Genomic DNA, 15925 nt, shown 5'->3' on the forward strand with positions numbered 1-15925 from the left:
CAGTCATCTATTAGTGAGGTAAGAATGAAATCTTGGAACATTATCCGTCGTTATGAACACACTCCTGACCTACCTGTCTTGGCTGAAGTAGAAGTGTTAGTCATTGGCGGAGGTCCTGCTGGTGTTGCCGCAGCTGAAACGGCTGGTCGTCTAGGTAAGAACACTTGGTTAATTGAGAAATACGGTTTTTGCGGTGGTGCTGCCGTCGCGGGCTTATCTGGCACTATTTGTGGTATGTACATGGCATCGAACGATGAAAATGCACAGCCAGAACAAGTAGTATTCGGTTTTACAGAACGTTTTCGTCAAGCATTAGAAAACAAAGGTGGTGTCACTGCTCCACAGCGTTACGGTAAAACGTACACAGTGACGCACGATCCTTTGATGTGGCGTGAAGTTGCTGATGATTTCCTAGAGCAAGCAAATGTCAAAACTCTATTCCATACGTCAGTCACTGGCGTGATCATGGAAGGTGACACATTTAAAGGCGTGATCATCGAATCAAACGCAGGTCAAAGTATCATCTTAAGTAAACAGATCATCGACGCTTCTGGTGATGCTGCTGTGGTAGCTCGTGCGGGCATGGATTATTACTTTGGCGACAATGGTCGTATCCAAAACCCAACCATGTTCTTCCGTTTTGGCGGTGTCGATATGGACACTTATCTCGACTACTACGGTAACGACACGATCTGCCCTCCAAAAGTCACCGAAAATATTCTTGCAGCCAACGAAAGCGGCGAATACCAGTTGCCACGTCATAAGATTTGGATTTTTCCGACCACACGCGCGAATGAGCTGATGGTTAATGCGACACGCCTTGCAGGTCAAGATGGACGCATGCTGAACGTCATTGATCCTGAAGATTTCACAGAAGCCGAAGTGTTCGGTCGTCGCCAAGTTCGTGAGTACGCCCGTTTCTTGAATAACTTTGTTCCAGGTTGTGAACAGGCATTCGTTGTCGACACCGGTGTAGAAGTCGGCATTCGTCAAACGCGCTCTATTGTTGGTATCGAAACGCTAACTAATGAAGACGTTGTTAACTGTCGCAAGCGTGAAGACGGTATTTGCCGTACCCCTTGGCCTATTGAATTGCACTCCGGCGATAAACCAAAACTGCACTGGCTAATTAACGATTACTACGACATCCCATTCCATACGCTAGTGCCAGTGGTTGGTGAAAACATCATTGTTGCTGGTCGATGCTTGAGCGCTGAACACGAAGCGCTTGCTTCTGCTCGCGTCACCGCGCAATGCTTTGAGCTTGGTCATGCAGCTGGCGTTGCTGCTGCACAAGCGATTGATACAAATACGGCGATTCGTGACTTAAATGTCGCGGAGATTCGCGCCACCATGATTAAAAATGGCTCACGCCTGTAAGGACTGAAAAATGACCGATCTAAAAATTGAACGTGTAGAACTTTACGCTGTAGCAGACCGCGATGCAGCACCTGTACCATGGGCAGATAACCAAGAACCTTTGTTATACACCAATAACATCGTCCGTCTAATTTGTAACGATGGTACAGAGGGGTTAGGCGCCACAATCAGCTACACAGAGAACGATTTTGACCGCTGCATTATCGAATCTCAACGCACCATAGTTCCAGGTTTACTGGGTAAAAATCCATTGGCAACTCAAGAGCTCTACAACTGGTTAATGGCGCGTTGTACTTGGGGTGGTCTGCCGGCTAAAGCGCCAATTGATATTGCAGCATGGGACATCAAAGGCAAAAAAGCGGGCATGCCTCTTTACATGCTTTTAGGTGGCGCTCGAAACAAAATGTTGTCTTACGCATCGACGCCAATGTTCGACACCGTAGAAGAGTACTTCCCGTACCTAGACGACTGTATTGCACACGGCTTTAAAGCAATCAAGCTTCACTGCTACTGCGTGTACGAAAAGGACGTTGCCCTTGTTGACGCAGTTCAGGCTCGTTACGGCAAAACAGGCATTCGATTTATGCTTGATACGGCAACCTTCTACACGCCAGAACAAGCAATGGCAATGGCCAAACGCCTAGAGCGCTACCACTGGGAATGGTTAGAAGCACCGGTTTCTGATTACGACTACAACACTTATAAACGCCTAGTTAAAAACACTGACCTTGAGATTTCTAGTCATGGTAACTGCTTGTTAACACTGCAAGAAGTGACCTATGCATTATCACAAGAGATGTGGTCTGACATTCGCCAAGACGCGACGGTTTGCGGTGGTATTACACCTCTAAACAAATGCTTCCACATTGCAGAGGGCTTCTCTAAGAACCTAGAGATCCAATCAATGGGTTACACGCTAACACAAGCCGCAAACCTGCACGTCGCTCTTGCGCATAACAACTGTAAATTCTTTGAACAATTCTACCCTTACGAAGACTTTGAGCTAGCGTCGAAAACCGTTATCCGCACCGACAAAGAAGGCTATGTCCGTGCTCCTGAAGGCAACGGCTTAGGTGTTGAAATGGATTGGGACAAAGTGAAAGAAATGTCTGTGGCGTCGTACGTTTTCGAATAAACCGCATGCTTCACGACATAAACAATTAATACAGAGACAGCAAAAGACTGACATCCCTCTAACCCTACACTGTCTGCCTTTCTAATTACTCGTATGGGAACGGGAGAAAGGCAGACACCCTGAGTGTCAGTGACAATAAACAAGGCCGTCCGAGTATTCTCATTAATAGACAATATTGGAAAGTCACAATGAAATTGAATACTTCAGAAATCGACTGGAAACTTACTTTTGGCAGTTTTGGATTTGTACTGCTTCTAGGTATTCTTGCAGTGGTATACCCAGAAGCCGTAAAAAGCACCATGAGCGGCATGCTAGATTTTACCGTCATTAACTTCGGTTCTGGTTTCCTTTGGTACACACTTTTTGCAACAGGTGCCCTATTGTTCCTCGCCTTTTCTAAATATGGCGATATTCGTATGGGTGACACCAAACCTAAGTTTACGAAATTCCAACTGTTCGCAATGGCATTGTCTGCGGGCATGGGCGCAAGCACCATGTACTGGGGCTTTATTGAAGCGGTATACTACTTCATGGACCCTCAGTTCGGTATTACAGATAAAGCCATGGCAATGGAATACGCTACGGCTTACAACATGTTCCACTGGGGCGCAGCAGGCTGGTTTATCTACCTCATTGTAGCCATCCCATTCGCCGTCGTATTCTACCTAAAGAAAAGCCGTCGAATGAGCTTAAGTGGTGTCATTAACTCACTGTTTGATGACCGATTACCGGTTTGGGCGCAAAAGTTTATTGACCTACTGTTTATCATCACAACGCTTGCCGCAACCGCATTAACATTAGGTTTGGGCATCCCGATGATTTCCTCTAACCTAGCGAGCTTAACGGGCATTCCAGACAATTTAATGTTGGGTATTGGCGTTATCCTTGGGTTGTCAGTGATCTTCTCTCTCAGCTCTTACATCGGCATTGAGAAAGGCATGGCCCGCCTATCTAGTGCAACCATTTATATCTGTGCAGCGTTTGTTGGCATCATCTTCATCATCGGACCATCAGCTCTGATCATGAACAACTTAACCAATGGCATTGGTATCATGTTGACTGAATACATCCGCATGAGCACCAACACAGATCCATATGGCACAACGTTGTTCCCTCAATACTGGACGGTATTCTTCCTAGCGAACTGGATTTCTTACTCACCGGGTGTAGGTGTCTTCATCACTAAGATCATCCAAGGTCAGAAGCTAAAAGACGTGGTTCTCATCCTCGTGATTGGCGGCACAATGGGCTCTGCGGTTATCTTCGGTGTATGTGGCACCTTCTCAATGGATCTTGTAAACAACGGCGTCGTTGATGGTGTCAAACTGATTGGTGAAGGTCAGCCAACTGAGTTGGTGAAGCAAGTATTTGACTCAACATCTATTCCAATGTTGCTAACTGCTATCTACCTAGTCACGATGATTCTGTTTACAGTAACAACACTAGATGGCACCTCGTATTCACTAGCAGGCATCGCAACTAAACAGCTAGATGAAGAAGCAAACGTAAACCCAATGTTTCGTCTGTTCTGGTGCTTATTGCTAACAGCACTACCAATCATCTTCTTACTGATTAATGCTGACTTGAATATCCTTAAAGCGTTCCCTGTACTGATCATCGTATTGATCGTGCCAGTGTTCTTCATCGCGGCGGTTAAAACACTCCAATACCTTAAGCAAAACTACGGGCAAATTATGGAGCATCAACGCCAACAAGACGAACTTCTTGCAAAACAAGCACAAGAGCAACAAGTTGAAGTAACAAACTCGACACCCGTTCCTCAAGCTAGCTAGCATCGACTTCTAACTCTCAAAAGCTCCGATAAACGTCGGAGCTTTTTTATTGGTTGTTAAGTTCAATCACTGCCGTCTATAAATTCCACAAGACTATTGATGTTTATTGAAATCACTGACAAATTTGTTTAAGTTTCAGGAAGAATTCCTACAAAGCGCATCACTGCCATGAATGTACAAGACACTAAGCAATCAATTTTCATCGTTGAAGACGATCCTAAACTGCAAGCCATGTTAAGCGAATACTTTGTTGAACAAGGCTTCGACGTCCGTTGTATCGATAATGGAACAGATGCTCCAGATGCGATTATAGAGGCTCAGCCCGACCTCGTACTGCTTGATTTAATGTTGCCTGGCCAAGATGGATTGAGCGTCTGCCGCCAGATTCGCGAGTGCTTTAAAGGCAAAGTCTTGATGCTAACTGCTAGCGACGATGATTTTGACCACGTCGCTGCCCTTGAAATCGGCGCAGATGACTTCGTAAACAAGCCAATCAAACCACGAGTTTTGCTTGCTCGAATTCGCATGCTTTTGCGTCGTAAGGAGGTAACGACGTCTGATTCCGATACTTGTCTAGAAGTGGGGTTATTATGCCTTAACCGCCTACGTAAGGCTTGCGCTCTAAATCATGAGCCCATTGCCCTAACCGATGGTGAATTTGACTTACTTTGGGTCCTCGCAAACCACCCTGAACAAACTCTTTCTCGCGAGTGGCTAACAAAAACCTTACGTGGTATCGAATATGACGGCACTGACCGTACTATCGATAACCGCATCGTTACCTTACGCAAAAAGCTGGGCGACAGCACCACTCCACCACAAAAGATCATCACTGTGCGTGGTAAAGGCTACTTGTTTATGCCTGATGCTTGGAATGCGTAATGAAACGTATTTATCTGGAAAGCTTCTTAGGTCTGATTATTCTTTTTGTCGCCAGTTTAGTTGGCTATGAAATCATTGTTTATCAACTGAACACTGACTACGACTACCTACTGGAAGAGCATGAGGCGCAAGCTTTCCATGAGCTTATTTATCCGATTTATCGTGAAAAAGGTGAAGACTACACCATTCAACAATTGGAGAAATTCGCAACCTCTAGCCATATGTTGTTGATCGCTCAAGAGATGACTAGTGTCCCTCTTGAGGTTCAACAGGCTTTCGATGAAGATCCTTCCGTCAATACCGCGTTTGATGAGGATCGAGATTTATGGTTTCGATTTGAACCAGGCTCGCCAGTATTCAAATTAAGCCAAAACCCCAACAGCCCAATCATTCAAGCCATTAATTTTGACGACAATATCGTTTGGCTGTTCTTCCTCGCTGGATTTGCACTGTATTGTGTTCTGCTAATTTGGTTTTTAAGCCGCCGCGTAAGGGCATTAGAGAAGGTCACGATCGATTTTGCATCCGGTGATTTTAATGCTCGCGCCGATACTTCCAGCGCGAAGTCGGTGGGAACATTAAACAAAAGCTTTAACCATATGGCAGAGAAGGTCTCTCGTCTTATTACGAGTAACAAAATGCTAACCAATGCTGTCGCTCATGAGTTAAGAACACCAATCTTCCGACTCCAGTGGCAAGCCGATCTTCTGGCGGACGCTTCGTTAAATGAGCATCAGCAAAAATACGTCGATAGCATTGTAGAAGACATTGACGATATGGAAAAAATGGTTGAAGAACTGCTCTACTACGCAAAAATGGAGCGACCAAATTCCGAGATACAAACATCTACCGTGGTGTTATCTCGCTTTCTTCAATCGCTTCTTCCTAAATGGCAGCGCGATACGCCTTTATCCATTGTGATTGATGATGCCGAATCACAAGGCGTGGTTGTCAACGCCGATCCAACGCTGCTCAAACGTGCACTCGATAACCTACTTCGCAATGCAATGCGTTATGCGAAAAAGCAGATCGTTTTAGAGCTGGTTGATACTCCCGACCACTGCTGTATTCAGATCCACGATGACGGCTGCGGAATTGAAGAGAAAGACTGGCCTCACTTGTTCGATGCATTTTATAGCGCCGATAAAGCGCGAAACAAAAGCACCAGTGGTTTTGGCTTAGGGCTCGCCATCGTAAAACAGATTGTCGAGTTACAAGATGGCTGCGTGTCTGTCTCTCACAGTCCTTTGGGCGGCGCATGCTTCACGGTATGCTTTCAAAAATAAAATCATAAACTTATCAGTAACTCCTACCTTGTTGTTACAAAACACGACATTTCAATACATACGATAGACAGAGCTCAAAAATAAAACAGTGTACATTTAATCCATCAATTCACAGCAATAATGGATTACAAAAATGTATAAACACCTTTTTCTCCTCACCCTTTCTTCCACACTTGCTGCTTGTGCCTACAACCAAAAGCCTGTCGTTGATATGACCAATGTCGACCAAGCTCAATACGAGCAAGACTTCGCTTATTGCCAAGGTTATGCCGAAAAAGTCGACAAAGGCGAAGCGGCAAAAACTGAAGCAAAAAATGGAGCTGTGACAGGTGCTCTTGTTGGTGCCGTAGCTGGCGCACTAGAAGATGGCGTCGGTGGTGCTGCCGTAGGTGCCGTAGCTGGTTCAGCAGTCGGTGCTGGCGCAGGTGCACTTGGCGGTGCAAATGACTCAACCAAAACCCAATCGCTCGTGCTTCGTAAATGCCTAGCAAATAAAGGCTATACCGTATACGACCTTGATTCATAACGTATAAATTAGCATCAATTGCATAAAATAATGGTCAGGCGACATCTTTTTCACAAATGTTTCACGCTCGACCTATTACTCTCAACTTTCGCAATTTGATGCCTTTTCTTTTATCAGGGGATGCTTATCCCTCAAGCGCCCCTTCTTTTTTGGCTCAGCAGTATAGGCCCCATTTTGAAACCAGGAAAAACAGGCATTCGCCGGATATTGGACGCAACCGGCTATTCACTTCAAGGATTGAAAGCAGCATGGATTAACGAAGCAGCATTTAGACAAGAGTTAGTACTGACGTTAGTACTCTCTATCGCTGCATTCTTGCTTCCCTTCACCATGCTTGAACGAACAATGATGATCAGCAGCTTACTGCTGGTTGTAATAGTTGAATTGATTAATTCCGCCATCGAAGCGGTTGTCGATCGTGTCAGCGATGACTGGCATGAACTCAGTGGTAGAGCCAAGGACATTGGTTCCGCAGCAGTATTTGTTGCGCTTGTTCTCGCCCTATTTGTTTGGGCGTCGATTTTAATTTAGTTACATCGAAGTACGTCAATTATGAAGACAATTGAACTACCAACTAAAGGTCTCTCTTACGTTACCTTTACGCTTTTACTCGCCTTGTATTTCGCCCTTGTGGTGAACATTCCCATTTACAAGGAATTGGTTCACATCCTTACTAATCTCGATCAAGTTAAGATCGGTTTCATTATTACCATTCCCATCTTCTTTTTTGCAGCGCTGAACTTCTTATTCAACTTGTTCAGTTGGCCTTGGATCAGTAAACCATTCTTTATCTTATTGCTGATCACCTCTGGTATAGTGAGCTACGCGAGCTACAACTACGGCACACTCTTCGATACCGACATGATCACCAATATTGTCGAAACTGATACCAGTGAAGCAAGTTCTTACTTCAGCGCTTACTCGTTGATCTGGACAGTTTTGATGGGGGTACTTCCTGCATTACTTGTCTTTAAAGTGAAGTTTCAACCGCTAAAAGGAAACTGGCTAAGATTCACATTAACTAAAATCGTCTCAATGCTTGCTTCTTTAGTGATCATTGCCGTGATTGCTGGTTTGTATTACCAAGACTACGCATCCGTTGGTCGTAATAATAGCTACCTAAAGAAAATCATTATCCCTACTCAGTACGTGTATGCGATCTCTAGTTATGTCAAAGAAACCTACCTGACAACACCACAACCATACCGTGAGATTGGCACTGATGCTAAGCAATCTCAGCTAGCTTTAGAACAAGCCAAAGAGAAGCCTACTCTGGTTGTCTTCGTATTAGGAGAAACTGCGCGTACTCAAAACTACCAAATCAACGGTTACGATCGCGAAACCAACCCATACACCAGCAAGCTAGACGTCATTTCATTCCAAGACGTTTCCTCTTGCGGTACAGCAACAGCGGTTTCCGTTCCTTGTATGTTTTCGCAACTGCCTCGTAGCGACTTCGATCGTAGTACAGCAGATAACCAAGACAATGCTTTGGATATAATGCAACGTGCTGGCATTGATTTGATGTGGAAAGACAATGACGGCGGAGATAAAGGCGTCGCGCATAAGATCAATAAGATGGATGTGGACCGCAGCCAGAAAAATGAACAGTGCAACGGCAGCACTTGCTATGACATCGCATTGCTAAATAACCTAGATGATCAAATCGCAAGCATGAAAGGTAACCGCCTTGTTGCGCTGCATCTCATTGGTAGTCATGGTCCAACGTATTTCCAACGCTATCCAAAAGACAAAGCCTTCTTCCAACCAGACTGCCCGCGTGCAGACATCGAAAACTGTAGCGTTGAACAAATCGTCAATACTTATGACAATACTATTCGCTACACGGACTTCGTTTTGGATCAAACTATAGCGAAATTGAAAGCGCTAGAAGACAAATACAATACGGCCATGATTTATGTTTCTGATCACGGTGAGTCTTTAGGTGAAAATGGCTTGTTCTTACACGGCATGCCTTACGGATTGGCGCCTGATTTCCAAAAGCGTGTTCCTATGATACTTTGGATGTCTCCGGGCTTTAAGCAAGCTAAACACATCAATACTGATTGTTTGGAACAAGAGGCGCAACAAACCGCGACGCACTCTCACGATAATGTATTCCACTCTTTACTCGGTATCATGGACGTAGAAACCGATGCTTATGATGGAGATTTGGATATCTTTAAAACCTGCAGAACATCTTAGTATCAAACAGCACGATAAAGCCTGATTCACATGAATCAGGCTTTTTTATGACCTTTTGCTCTCAGAAATCCAACAGGTTCTCGTTATAATGTTTATCCCGTCAACGAACAAAGTAGAACCAAATGAAAATTGGCATCATTGGCTTGGGCGACATTGCTCAAAAAGCCTACCTCCCTGTTATCACCCAAATTCCAAATGTTGAACTGGTATTTTGTACCCGTAACGCAAATACACTTAACACACTGGCTCAACAATATCGCATCACAGAAACCTGTCAGGACTACCAACAGTTGGTTGGCATGGGTGTGGATGCAGTAATGATTCATGCAGCGACGAGCATTCACCCTCAAATCGCATCTTTCTTTTTAGAACAAGGCATCCCGACATTTGTTGACAAACCTTTGGCAGACAGCGCTGCTGAGGTGGAAAAGCTATACGAACTAGCAGAACGTGTAAGTCAGCCTTTGTATGTCGGTTTCAATCGCCGTCATATTCCGCTCTACAATCAGCATATGCCGGGCGTACAACAAGGCGAACTTTCAGGTCTGAAATCAATACGTTGGGAGAAGAATCGTCATCAATTACCGGGGGATATTCGTACCTTCATTTTCGATGATTTTATCCACCCTCTCGATAGCGTGAACATTACGACCAAAGCAGATCTACAAGACGCTTACATTACGCACCAAATGGAAGGCGACCAACTGGCTCGTTTAGATATCCAATGGCAGCATGGTGAGACACTGCTTCATGCATCAATGAACCGCCATTTTGGTATCACAACGGAGCGAGTCCAAGCTTGCTATTCAAATAAAGCGATTGAATTTGATTCATTTGTTGAAGGGAAAATGTGGCAAGACAATCAAGAGCAAAAGCTCAGCTTGAAAGATTGGACGCCAATGCTGACCAGTAAAGGTTTCCACTCTATGTTGCTTGATTGGTTTAACGTCATTCAGTCAGGTAAAGTCGCCACTGAAATTGTCCAGCGCAACATTGCTAGTCATCAACTTGCCGAAGCGATTTGTCAGCACATTGAACAATCAGTGCGTCGATAATTAAGCACTAAAACGAGCGCGGAATGCTTTGGGCGCCAGTCCCATGGTTTTAATGAATACTTTTCGAAACGCGCTCGCATCTTGATACCCCACGTGATAAGCAATCGCCTCAAAAGCGAGGTTGCTTGATTCCAGCAAGTCACATGCTTTTTGTACCCGGAGGTGTTGTAGATACTGATTCAAGTTCAAACCTGTCGCTTTTTGGAAACGTCTCTGAAGCGTGCGCTCAGTTAAACAACTGATCTCCGATAGAGCTTGGTTTGAAATCACATGGGAGAAATGATCGGCCATGTAGTGCTGAGCACTAAGAACGGCACTATCACCGTGTTGAAAATTAGGCATGAATTGCTGATAAAAACGTTGCTCTCTGGCACCAGTATCAACCACCAGCATCTTTCCCAATAACCGCATCACCAAAGGCGTGCTTAACTGAGATACCAACTCTAGCCCTAGATCAAGCCAAGACATCATGCCACCAGCTGTGATGACACTGCCCTCATTGATAAGGATGGATTCTGGCTTAAGCCTCACGTTAGGAAACTTGTCTCGGAATAACCCTGCCAGCCCCCAGTGTGTCGTGCACGCTTTGTTGTTCAACAAACCAGCTTGAGCGAGAACAAAAGCCCCGGCACATGCAGACGTAACAACCGCTCCTGCTTTATGTTGCTCAAACAGCCAAGACGTTAACGCCTCACTTGGCGAAAGATAATATTGCTCCGCGCCGCTTGGCGGCAATATGACGACCGTGAAATCACCATCTCGAATAACGTCTTCTTGCCAATCAATGATGTCTGCATCAAAGCGACATTCAGCACCCAACTCAATAGCAGCGCGGCTTGCCATCTCAAACAGCTCCTGCAAACCATAGACTGACGCTTTTGAAGCCCCCGGATAGTTCACAATAGCAATGTTTATCTTGTTCATTCCAATTGTCGTTTTTAACCTATTTTTTGTCATTTTAGACACTGAGCAAGATAAAAGAAAGCACGCATAATAGCTCCCATACCAAAGCAATACATTCACTGAAAACAAAAGGAAAACACCATGAGCCAAGCAGCACTTCTTGTTATCGATCTACAAAACGACTACTTCCCAAACGGTAAATTTCCTCTATGGAATACAGAAGCAACACTAAACAACATCAAGAGCGCAATTGCTAAAGCGAATGAGAAAAATATTCCTATCATTCATATTCAGCACATTGCGGATCCGGCAATGGGTATTGCACCTTTCTTTAATGAGGGGTCCGAAGGTGCTGATATTCACCCTGAGATCTTAGCGCTGGCGCCGAGTGCAGATGTAGTTATCAAGCACTTTGCAGACAGCTTTGAGCAAACAAACCTTGAAGAAGTGCTGCAAAAACATGGGGTAACAGAACTATTGGTATGCGGTATGATGACGCAAAACTGTGTCACTCATACTGCGATTTCTAAAGTGGCAGAAAAGTATGATGTCTCAATTCTTATGGACTGCTGCACAACGGTTGACGAAATGATCCACAACATTGCCTTACACGCAGTCTCTACCCGCGTTCCCCTAATAACTGCAGAACAAAAACTATAAACGAAATATTATAGAGGTATGCATAGAACGCATACCTCTATTCACTTTTTGTAATTTGTCTCGCTAGACAATTATCTCTACACTTCGCGCTCATTTTTCTACTTGAGCGCACAATGCATGCTTTTTTCTCAATCCATTTTCGCTCAGGTGCTGAGAATGTCCGTCATGTTGGGGCTATCTTTAGTTATCGTCCATCACTCTCCTAGGTTGCTGGAAATATTAGCAGAGCAAGCCATCAACAGCGGCTGTCACCAAACCACAGGCGACGGCGAGCATCATGATCATTCTCATCACCATCATCATTAATAAGAGCAAATTATGAGTATTTTCCGATTTCCAATTCTTGTTTGGCTTGGAATAGGGATTTTGATTATTTGTCTAGGGATCAGACAATCTTTCGGCATTTTCATGATGCCAATTTCAGACTACTTTCACACTGGTCGTGAGTTCTTTAGCTTTGCTATTGCATTGCAAAACTTGTTGTTTGGTGTGTTCCAACCGTTTGTTGGTATGGCTTCAGATCGTTGGGGCGCGAAGCGTATTATCATTTTAGGTGCCATTTCTTACGCTTTGGGTCTCTACCTGACTTCTATCGCAGTTGAACCAACCATGATGTACCTGTCACTTGGTGTTTTGGTCGGTTTTGGTCTGAGCGCGACCAGTTACGTGATCGTGCTAGGTGCCGTTGCAAAGGTCGTCCCTGCGCAACATGCTGCGAAAGCATTTGGTTTGACAACAGCCGCAGGTTCATTCGGTATGTTCGCCATGATCCCAGGTGCCCAAGCGCTGTTGAGTGATTTTGGCTGGCAAGGCGCGCTTCAAGCATTCGCTGTACTGTGTAGCTTTATGATCATGTTTGCACTGTTCATGAGAACGGCGAAACCACAAGCGAGCAATGCAACTAATGCTCAAGAAGACACACAAACTCTAAAAGAAGCATTGAAAGAAGCCTTTTCACATAAAGGCTATTGGCTAATCCATGCTGGCTTCTTTGTTTGTGGTTTCCACGTAATGTTCATCGCGACTCACCTGCCGAGTTACTTAGCCGATAAAGATTTACCCGCATCAACGGCGGCAATGGCGCTAGCGTACGTCGGTATTTTCAACATCTTTGGCTCGTACTTCTGGGGTGTAATGGCAGACCGCTTTAACAAGCGTCATGTTATGTCTGCACTTTATTTGATGCGCACAGTCGTAATCGGTGCTTTTGTGACGCTACCTGTCACCGAACACACCGCTGCTATCTTTGGTGGTGCAATTGGCTTTTGCTGGTTAGGCACAGTGCCACTGACTTCCGGCTTAGTTCGTCAAATCTTTGGAGCTCGTTACCTTTCCACCTTGTATGGCTTGGTGTTCTTTACGCACCAAGTAGGTAGCTTCTTAGGAGCTTGGGTTGGTGGTCGTATTTACGATTACTACGGTTCGTACGACCCAATCTGGTGGTCAACCGTTGTATTAGCATTTATTGCAGCACTGATTCACCTGCCAATCAATGACAAGCCAGTCCCTCGCTTGAACTTAGCTACTGCCTAACCTGAAAGGCTCTCGACATTTCTCCTTGAGAGCCTTTTCTTTACTCCATCTCATGCGGTCTAGTACCTGTATTAAATCTGTGTTCTCATCAATGATTGCTTATTTAAGATAAAGTGTGTCCATTCATCCTCTGTTAAGATTCGTGTGACATACTTAACACAACGCTATAAATCAAAAAGGGTTTTAAATGAGAACACTCGGCAACATCATCTGGTTTGTATTCGGTGGCGTATTCATGGGTTTGCTATGGTGGTTCTTTGGACTTCTAGCATTCATCAGCATCATCGGCATTCCATGGGGACGCGCTTGTTTTGTAATGGGGAACTTCTCGTTCTTCCCATTCGGTAAAGAAGCAGTCTCACGAGATGAATTAACCAATGAAATGGACATAGGCACGAGCCCACTTGGTGTCATTGGTAACGTAATTTGGTTTGTGTTTGCAGGTATCTGGTTGGCAATCGGTCACGTACTTTCTGCCGTAGCGTGCTTTGTCACCATCATCGGCATCCCGTTTGCCCTTCAACACCTGAAACTTGCGGTTATCTCTCTAGCTCCGATCGGTAAAACAGTCGTGACAACAGAAGAAGCAGCAATGGCTCGCTACAATATCAATCGTTAATATACTAAACCCTCTAAGCTTCCGGCTTAGAGGGTGATTCCCGTCAAGAGCAACCCCATAATCGCCACTGCGTATTCAATCATCGTTGATTGTATGTTCATATCGACTCCTTAAAAGTTGAAGTTAACGCCTAGCTCCACACTATTTTCTTCACTTACCTTCGTGGAACCTGGAGAGACTCTATGTTCACCAAATGTGTATTTCACGTAAGGTTCAACCCACTTTGGTTTTAATGTAATTCGCACTTCATGGTTTGTACGATGACCGCCCTCCGTGAGCTTTTTATCGTAGTTATAAGCATAGCCGAGGCTGACAAATTCAATTGGTGTATAACTTGCCCCGATGGTGTTTTTCCATTCTCTTGTTGTATTTTCGAATGCCGGAAATGACTTACCAATAGCGCTTTTTCTCCATTCGTGAGAGCTATTGGCATAAACCATCCAATCTTCACCCAACGCTGTTCCAGTAAATACGCCGGCGTCATACACATCAAACAAATCAGCACGTCCGTAACTCACAAAAGCCTCGGTATAAAACTGTCCCAGCATGACACCATATCCAGTCCCAAGTTCTAGGTAACCAGTCGAGTCGATTTCCGCTGAAATATTCCACTCTTCCGTTGCTTGTAAGTAGCCGCTGGCAGTGACAATCCATTCATCATCTGTATTGGATACGTCCAATCCAAACTCTGGCATTTTATAGTCAGCGGAAAAACACGGGACAGCAAAGAGCGCGCAAAGCAGTGTCAAAGATTTATTCATTGGAGAGACCTGTGAAGAAGAGTTAAAACAAAAAAAGGAGCCACTTTATTCAAGCGGCTCCTTGCTACTTACCCTTATGCGATTAGCTTACGAACGCTCAACGCGGTCGCGAATCGCTCTTTTTATTTGCTGACGTTGCTCTTGTGACAGAGATTGAACCTTTTGTTTCAGCTCTGCACGCTGTTCTTTGGTTAACTCATTTGCAGGAAGATTTACTGGACCTTCGATCGGGTGACCAATTTCCGGCTCGATTGGGTTAACTGGCGACGGCAGTTCAATTGGATGCATTGGCACACCTTCAATTGGATGGCTAATATCCGGGCGATTCGTAACGCCTGCGAATAAACGACCATCTTCATTACGGAATACGACTTCTGTACCATCTTCTAAGCGTACGATGTAGTTATCACCCTCTTTTGAAGTGTGTCCGACAATCTCACCGTCTTCATTTCGAATCTCACTACCATTAACGGTGTAAGAGGCACCCGAATCACCAACGGCAATGTTTATCGTGCCTGTTTCGTCTTTACTGATGAACACATGGTTGCCATTATCACCAACGATAACCGCAGCGCCTTCAAGCTCGATGATGTCACCATATGTAGGAACAACACCGCCTCCGTAACCAGGATCTACATCTTCTTCAATAGGATGCTCGATCTTAGGTTTTACCTCTTCGACTACTAGACGACCATCGTCAACAGATAAGTGAATAAAGCCTTTGTCATTCACAAACACCAATTCATTATTGCGAACTTCAATGTTACCAACTACGTTACCTGAAGCGTCTTTCACCACATCGCCGTCAGTGAAGTACAGCTCACCGCCAACGTTGAATACGGTGTTACCTTCTACGCCGCGAATAGCCACTGTGTTGTATTCGCCGTTGTCACCTTGAATTGCCATGCCATCAAAGTGCTCACCTTCGAAGGTTTGTACCGATGCAACTCCTGCAGGCTCACTTGGGGAGTCCGAAGAACCAGATGATGAACAACCGGCTAGAAAAGACGCTGCGATAACTGCACTTAGTAATTTAACTTTCATGATTTACTCTCTTAATTTGTCGAAATTCAGGGCTGCCTCTTGCAGATTCAGTGGACTCCCTGCCCGATGAAGAGAAGTATATTGAGCGGTGTTTTATTGCTCTAATCGCTTATAAGAAACCCGCCATTAACGGCGGGTTATTA

16 protein-coding genes are annotated in these 15925 nt (G+C 44.8%); 13 read left to right on the forward strand and 3 right to left on the reverse strand.

Going from position 1 to position 15925, the window contains the following annotated elements; translation table 11 throughout:
• Positions 1-24: 24 nt before the first annotated feature.
• The 9 genes from VHA02S_RS06625 to VHA02S_RS06665 all read left to right on the forward strand — a co-directional run bounded on the left by VHA02S_RS06625 (position 25) and on the right by VHA02S_RS06665 (position 10262).
• A complete protein-coding gene (locus tag VHA02S_RS06625) occupies positions 25-1380 on the forward strand; it encodes an FAD-dependent oxidoreductase (protein WP_038899250.1) in 1356 nt (451 codons plus the stop codon).
• A 10-nt stretch (positions 1381-1390) separates the two neighbouring features.
• Positions 1391-2515, forward strand: a complete 1125-nt coding sequence (locus tag VHA02S_RS06630; protein WP_009696264.1) for a mandelate racemase/muconate lactonizing enzyme family protein — start codon at positions 1391-1393, stop codon at positions 2513-2515.
• 188 nt (positions 2516-2703) lie between these two features.
• Positions 2704-4308 carry a BCCT family transporter gene (locus VHA02S_RS06635; RefSeq protein WP_017188698.1) on the forward strand — a complete coding sequence of 535 codons (1605 nt, stop codon included), beginning with the start codon at positions 2704-2706 and terminating at the stop codon, positions 4306-4308.
• 168 nt (positions 4309-4476) lie between these two features.
• Entirely contained in the window at positions 4477-5190 is a 714-nt protein-coding gene (locus VHA02S_RS06640) for a response regulator (protein WP_009696265.1), read from the forward strand.
• Positions 5190-6476, forward strand: a complete 1287-nt coding sequence (locus tag VHA02S_RS06645) for an ATP-binding protein (RefSeq protein WP_038899249.1) — start codon at positions 5190-5192, stop codon at positions 6474-6476. Before VHA02S_RS06640 ends, VHA02S_RS06645 begins: the two co-directional genes overlap by 1 nt.
• 133 nt (positions 6477-6609) lie before the next feature.
• On the forward strand, positions 6610-7002 hold the full coding sequence (locus VHA02S_RS06650; RefSeq protein ID WP_009696267.1) for a glycine zipper family protein: 393 nt from the start codon (positions 6610-6612) through the stop codon (positions 7000-7002).
• Between the two features lie 174 nt (positions 7003-7176).
• Entirely contained in the window at positions 7177-7533 is a 357-nt protein-coding gene (locus VHA02S_RS06655) for a diacylglycerol kinase (protein ID WP_038899272.1), read from the forward strand.
• 21 nt (positions 7534-7554) lie between these two features.
• Entirely contained in the window at positions 7555-9207 is a 1653-nt protein-coding gene (locus tag VHA02S_RS06660; RefSeq protein ID WP_017188696.1) for a phosphoethanolamine transferase, read from the forward strand.
• Positions 9208-9329: 122 nt separating this feature from the next.
• Positions 9330-10262: a Gfo/Idh/MocA family protein gene (locus tag VHA02S_RS06665; protein WP_053051921.1), complete on the forward strand. Its 933-nt coding sequence runs from the start codon at positions 9330-9332 to the stop codon at positions 10260-10262.
• On the opposite strand, the gene VHA02S_RS06670 is transcribed toward VHA02S_RS06665, so the two are convergent.
• Positions 10263-11186 (reverse strand): GlxA family transcriptional regulator, encoded by a 924-nt coding sequence (locus tag VHA02S_RS06670; RefSeq protein WP_038899556.1) that lies wholly within the window; start codon positions 11184-11186, stop codon positions 10263-10265. It abuts the gene before it with no gap.
• Positions 11187-11306: 120 nt separating this feature from the next.
• Here VHA02S_RS06670 and VHA02S_RS06675 point away from each other — a divergent pair, with 120 nt between their 5' ends.
• The 4 genes from VHA02S_RS06675 to VHA02S_RS06685 all read left to right on the forward strand — a co-directional run bounded on the left by VHA02S_RS06675 (position 11307) and on the right by VHA02S_RS06685 (position 13977).
• Positions 11307-11825 carry a cysteine hydrolase family protein gene (locus VHA02S_RS06675; protein ID WP_029790073.1) on the forward strand — a complete coding sequence of 173 codons (519 nt, stop codon included), beginning with the start codon at positions 11307-11309 and terminating at the stop codon, positions 11823-11825.
• A 156-nt stretch (positions 11826-11981) separates the two neighbouring features.
• Entirely contained in the window at positions 11982-12131 is a 150-nt protein-coding gene (locus VHA02S_RS26110) for a hypothetical protein (protein ID WP_009696272.1), read from the forward strand.
• A gap of 12 nt (positions 12132-12143) precedes the next feature.
• Positions 12144-13358 (forward strand): MFS transporter, encoded by a 1215-nt coding sequence (locus VHA02S_RS06680; RefSeq protein ID WP_038899558.1) that lies wholly within the window; start codon positions 12144-12146, stop codon positions 13356-13358.
• Between the two features lie 187 nt (positions 13359-13545).
• The gene (locus VHA02S_RS06685; protein ID WP_005433505.1) at positions 13546-13977 is read left to right on the forward strand and encodes a YccF domain-containing protein; all 432 of its coding nucleotides are present in this window, start codon (positions 13546-13548) and stop codon (positions 13975-13977) included.
• A gap of 110 nt (positions 13978-14087) precedes the next feature.
• Here the strand turns inward: VHA02S_RS06685 and VHA02S_RS06690 are convergent, their stop codons facing one another.
• Together VHA02S_RS06690 and VHA02S_RS06695 are read right to left on the reverse strand one after the other, a co-directional pair.
• On the reverse strand, positions 14088-14738 hold the full coding sequence (locus VHA02S_RS06690) for a hypothetical protein (protein ID WP_005453457.1): 651 nt from the start codon (positions 14736-14738) through the stop codon (positions 14088-14090).
• A gap of 87 nt (positions 14739-14825) precedes the next feature.
• Positions 14826-15782 (reverse strand): hypothetical protein, encoded by a 957-nt coding sequence (locus VHA02S_RS06695; protein WP_038899559.1) that lies wholly within the window; start codon positions 15780-15782, stop codon positions 14826-14828.
• Between the last annotated feature and the right edge of the window lie 143 nt (positions 15783-15925).

The organism is Vibrio harveyi NBRC 15634 = ATCC 14126 = KCTC 12724, from assembly GCF_001591145.1.
In the GTDB taxonomy this organism is placed as follows: domain Bacteria; phylum Pseudomonadota; class Gammaproteobacteria; order Enterobacterales; family Vibrionaceae; genus Vibrio; species Vibrio harveyi.

What these genes read in the sequence shown, in the direction of transcription:
- VHA02S_RS06625 (WP_038899250.1), top strand. Translation starts at nt 25, where the DNA reads ATGAAATCTTGGAACATTATCCGTCGTTATGAACACACTCCTGACCTA.
- VHA02S_RS06630 (WP_009696264.1), top strand. Translation starts at nt 1,391, where the DNA reads ATGACCGATCTAAAAATTGAACGTGTAGAACTTTACGCTGTAGCAGAC.
- VHA02S_RS06635 (WP_017188698.1), top strand. Translation starts at nt 2,704, where the DNA reads ATGAAATTGAATACTTCAGAAATCGACTGGAAACTTACTTTTGGCAGT.
- VHA02S_RS06640 (WP_009696265.1), top strand. Translation starts at nt 4,477, where the DNA reads ATGAATGTACAAGACACTAAGCAATCAATTTTCATCGTTGAAGACGAT.
- VHA02S_RS06645 (WP_038899249.1), top strand. Translation starts at nt 5,190, where the DNA reads ATGAAACGTATTTATCTGGAAAGCTTCTTAGGTCTGATTATTCTTTTT.
- VHA02S_RS06650 (WP_009696267.1), top strand. Translation starts at nt 6,610, where the DNA reads ATGTATAAACACCTTTTTCTCCTCACCCTTTCTTCCACACTTGCTGCT.
- VHA02S_RS06660 (WP_017188696.1), top strand. Translation starts at nt 7,555, where the DNA reads ATGAAGACAATTGAACTACCAACTAAAGGTCTCTCTTACGTTACCTTT.
- VHA02S_RS06665 (WP_053051921.1), top strand. Translation starts at nt 9,330, where the DNA reads ATGAAAATTGGCATCATTGGCTTGGGCGACATTGCTCAAAAAGCCTAC.
- VHA02S_RS06670 (WP_038899556.1), bottom strand. Translation starts at nt 11,186, where the DNA reads ATGAACAAGATAAACATTGCTATTGTGAACTATCCGGGGGCTTCAAAA.
- VHA02S_RS06675 (WP_029790073.1), top strand. Translation starts at nt 11,307, where the DNA reads ATGAGCCAAGCAGCACTTCTTGTTATCGATCTACAAAACGACTACTTC.
- VHA02S_RS26110 (WP_009696272.1), top strand. Translation starts at nt 11,982, where the DNA reads ATGTCCGTCATGTTGGGGCTATCTTTAGTTATCGTCCATCACTCTCCT.
- VHA02S_RS06680 (WP_038899558.1), top strand. Translation starts at nt 12,144, where the DNA reads ATGAGTATTTTCCGATTTCCAATTCTTGTTTGGCTTGGAATAGGGATT.
- VHA02S_RS06685 (WP_005433505.1), top strand. Translation starts at nt 13,546, where the DNA reads ATGAGAACACTCGGCAACATCATCTGGTTTGTATTCGGTGGCGTATTC.
- VHA02S_RS06690 (WP_005453457.1), bottom strand. Translation starts at nt 14,738, where the DNA reads ATGAATAAATCTTTGACACTGCTTTGCGCGCTCTTTGCTGTCCCGTGT.
- VHA02S_RS06695 (WP_038899559.1), bottom strand. Translation starts at nt 15,782, where the DNA reads ATGAAAGTTAAATTACTAAGTGCAGTTATCGCAGCGTCTTTTCTAGCC.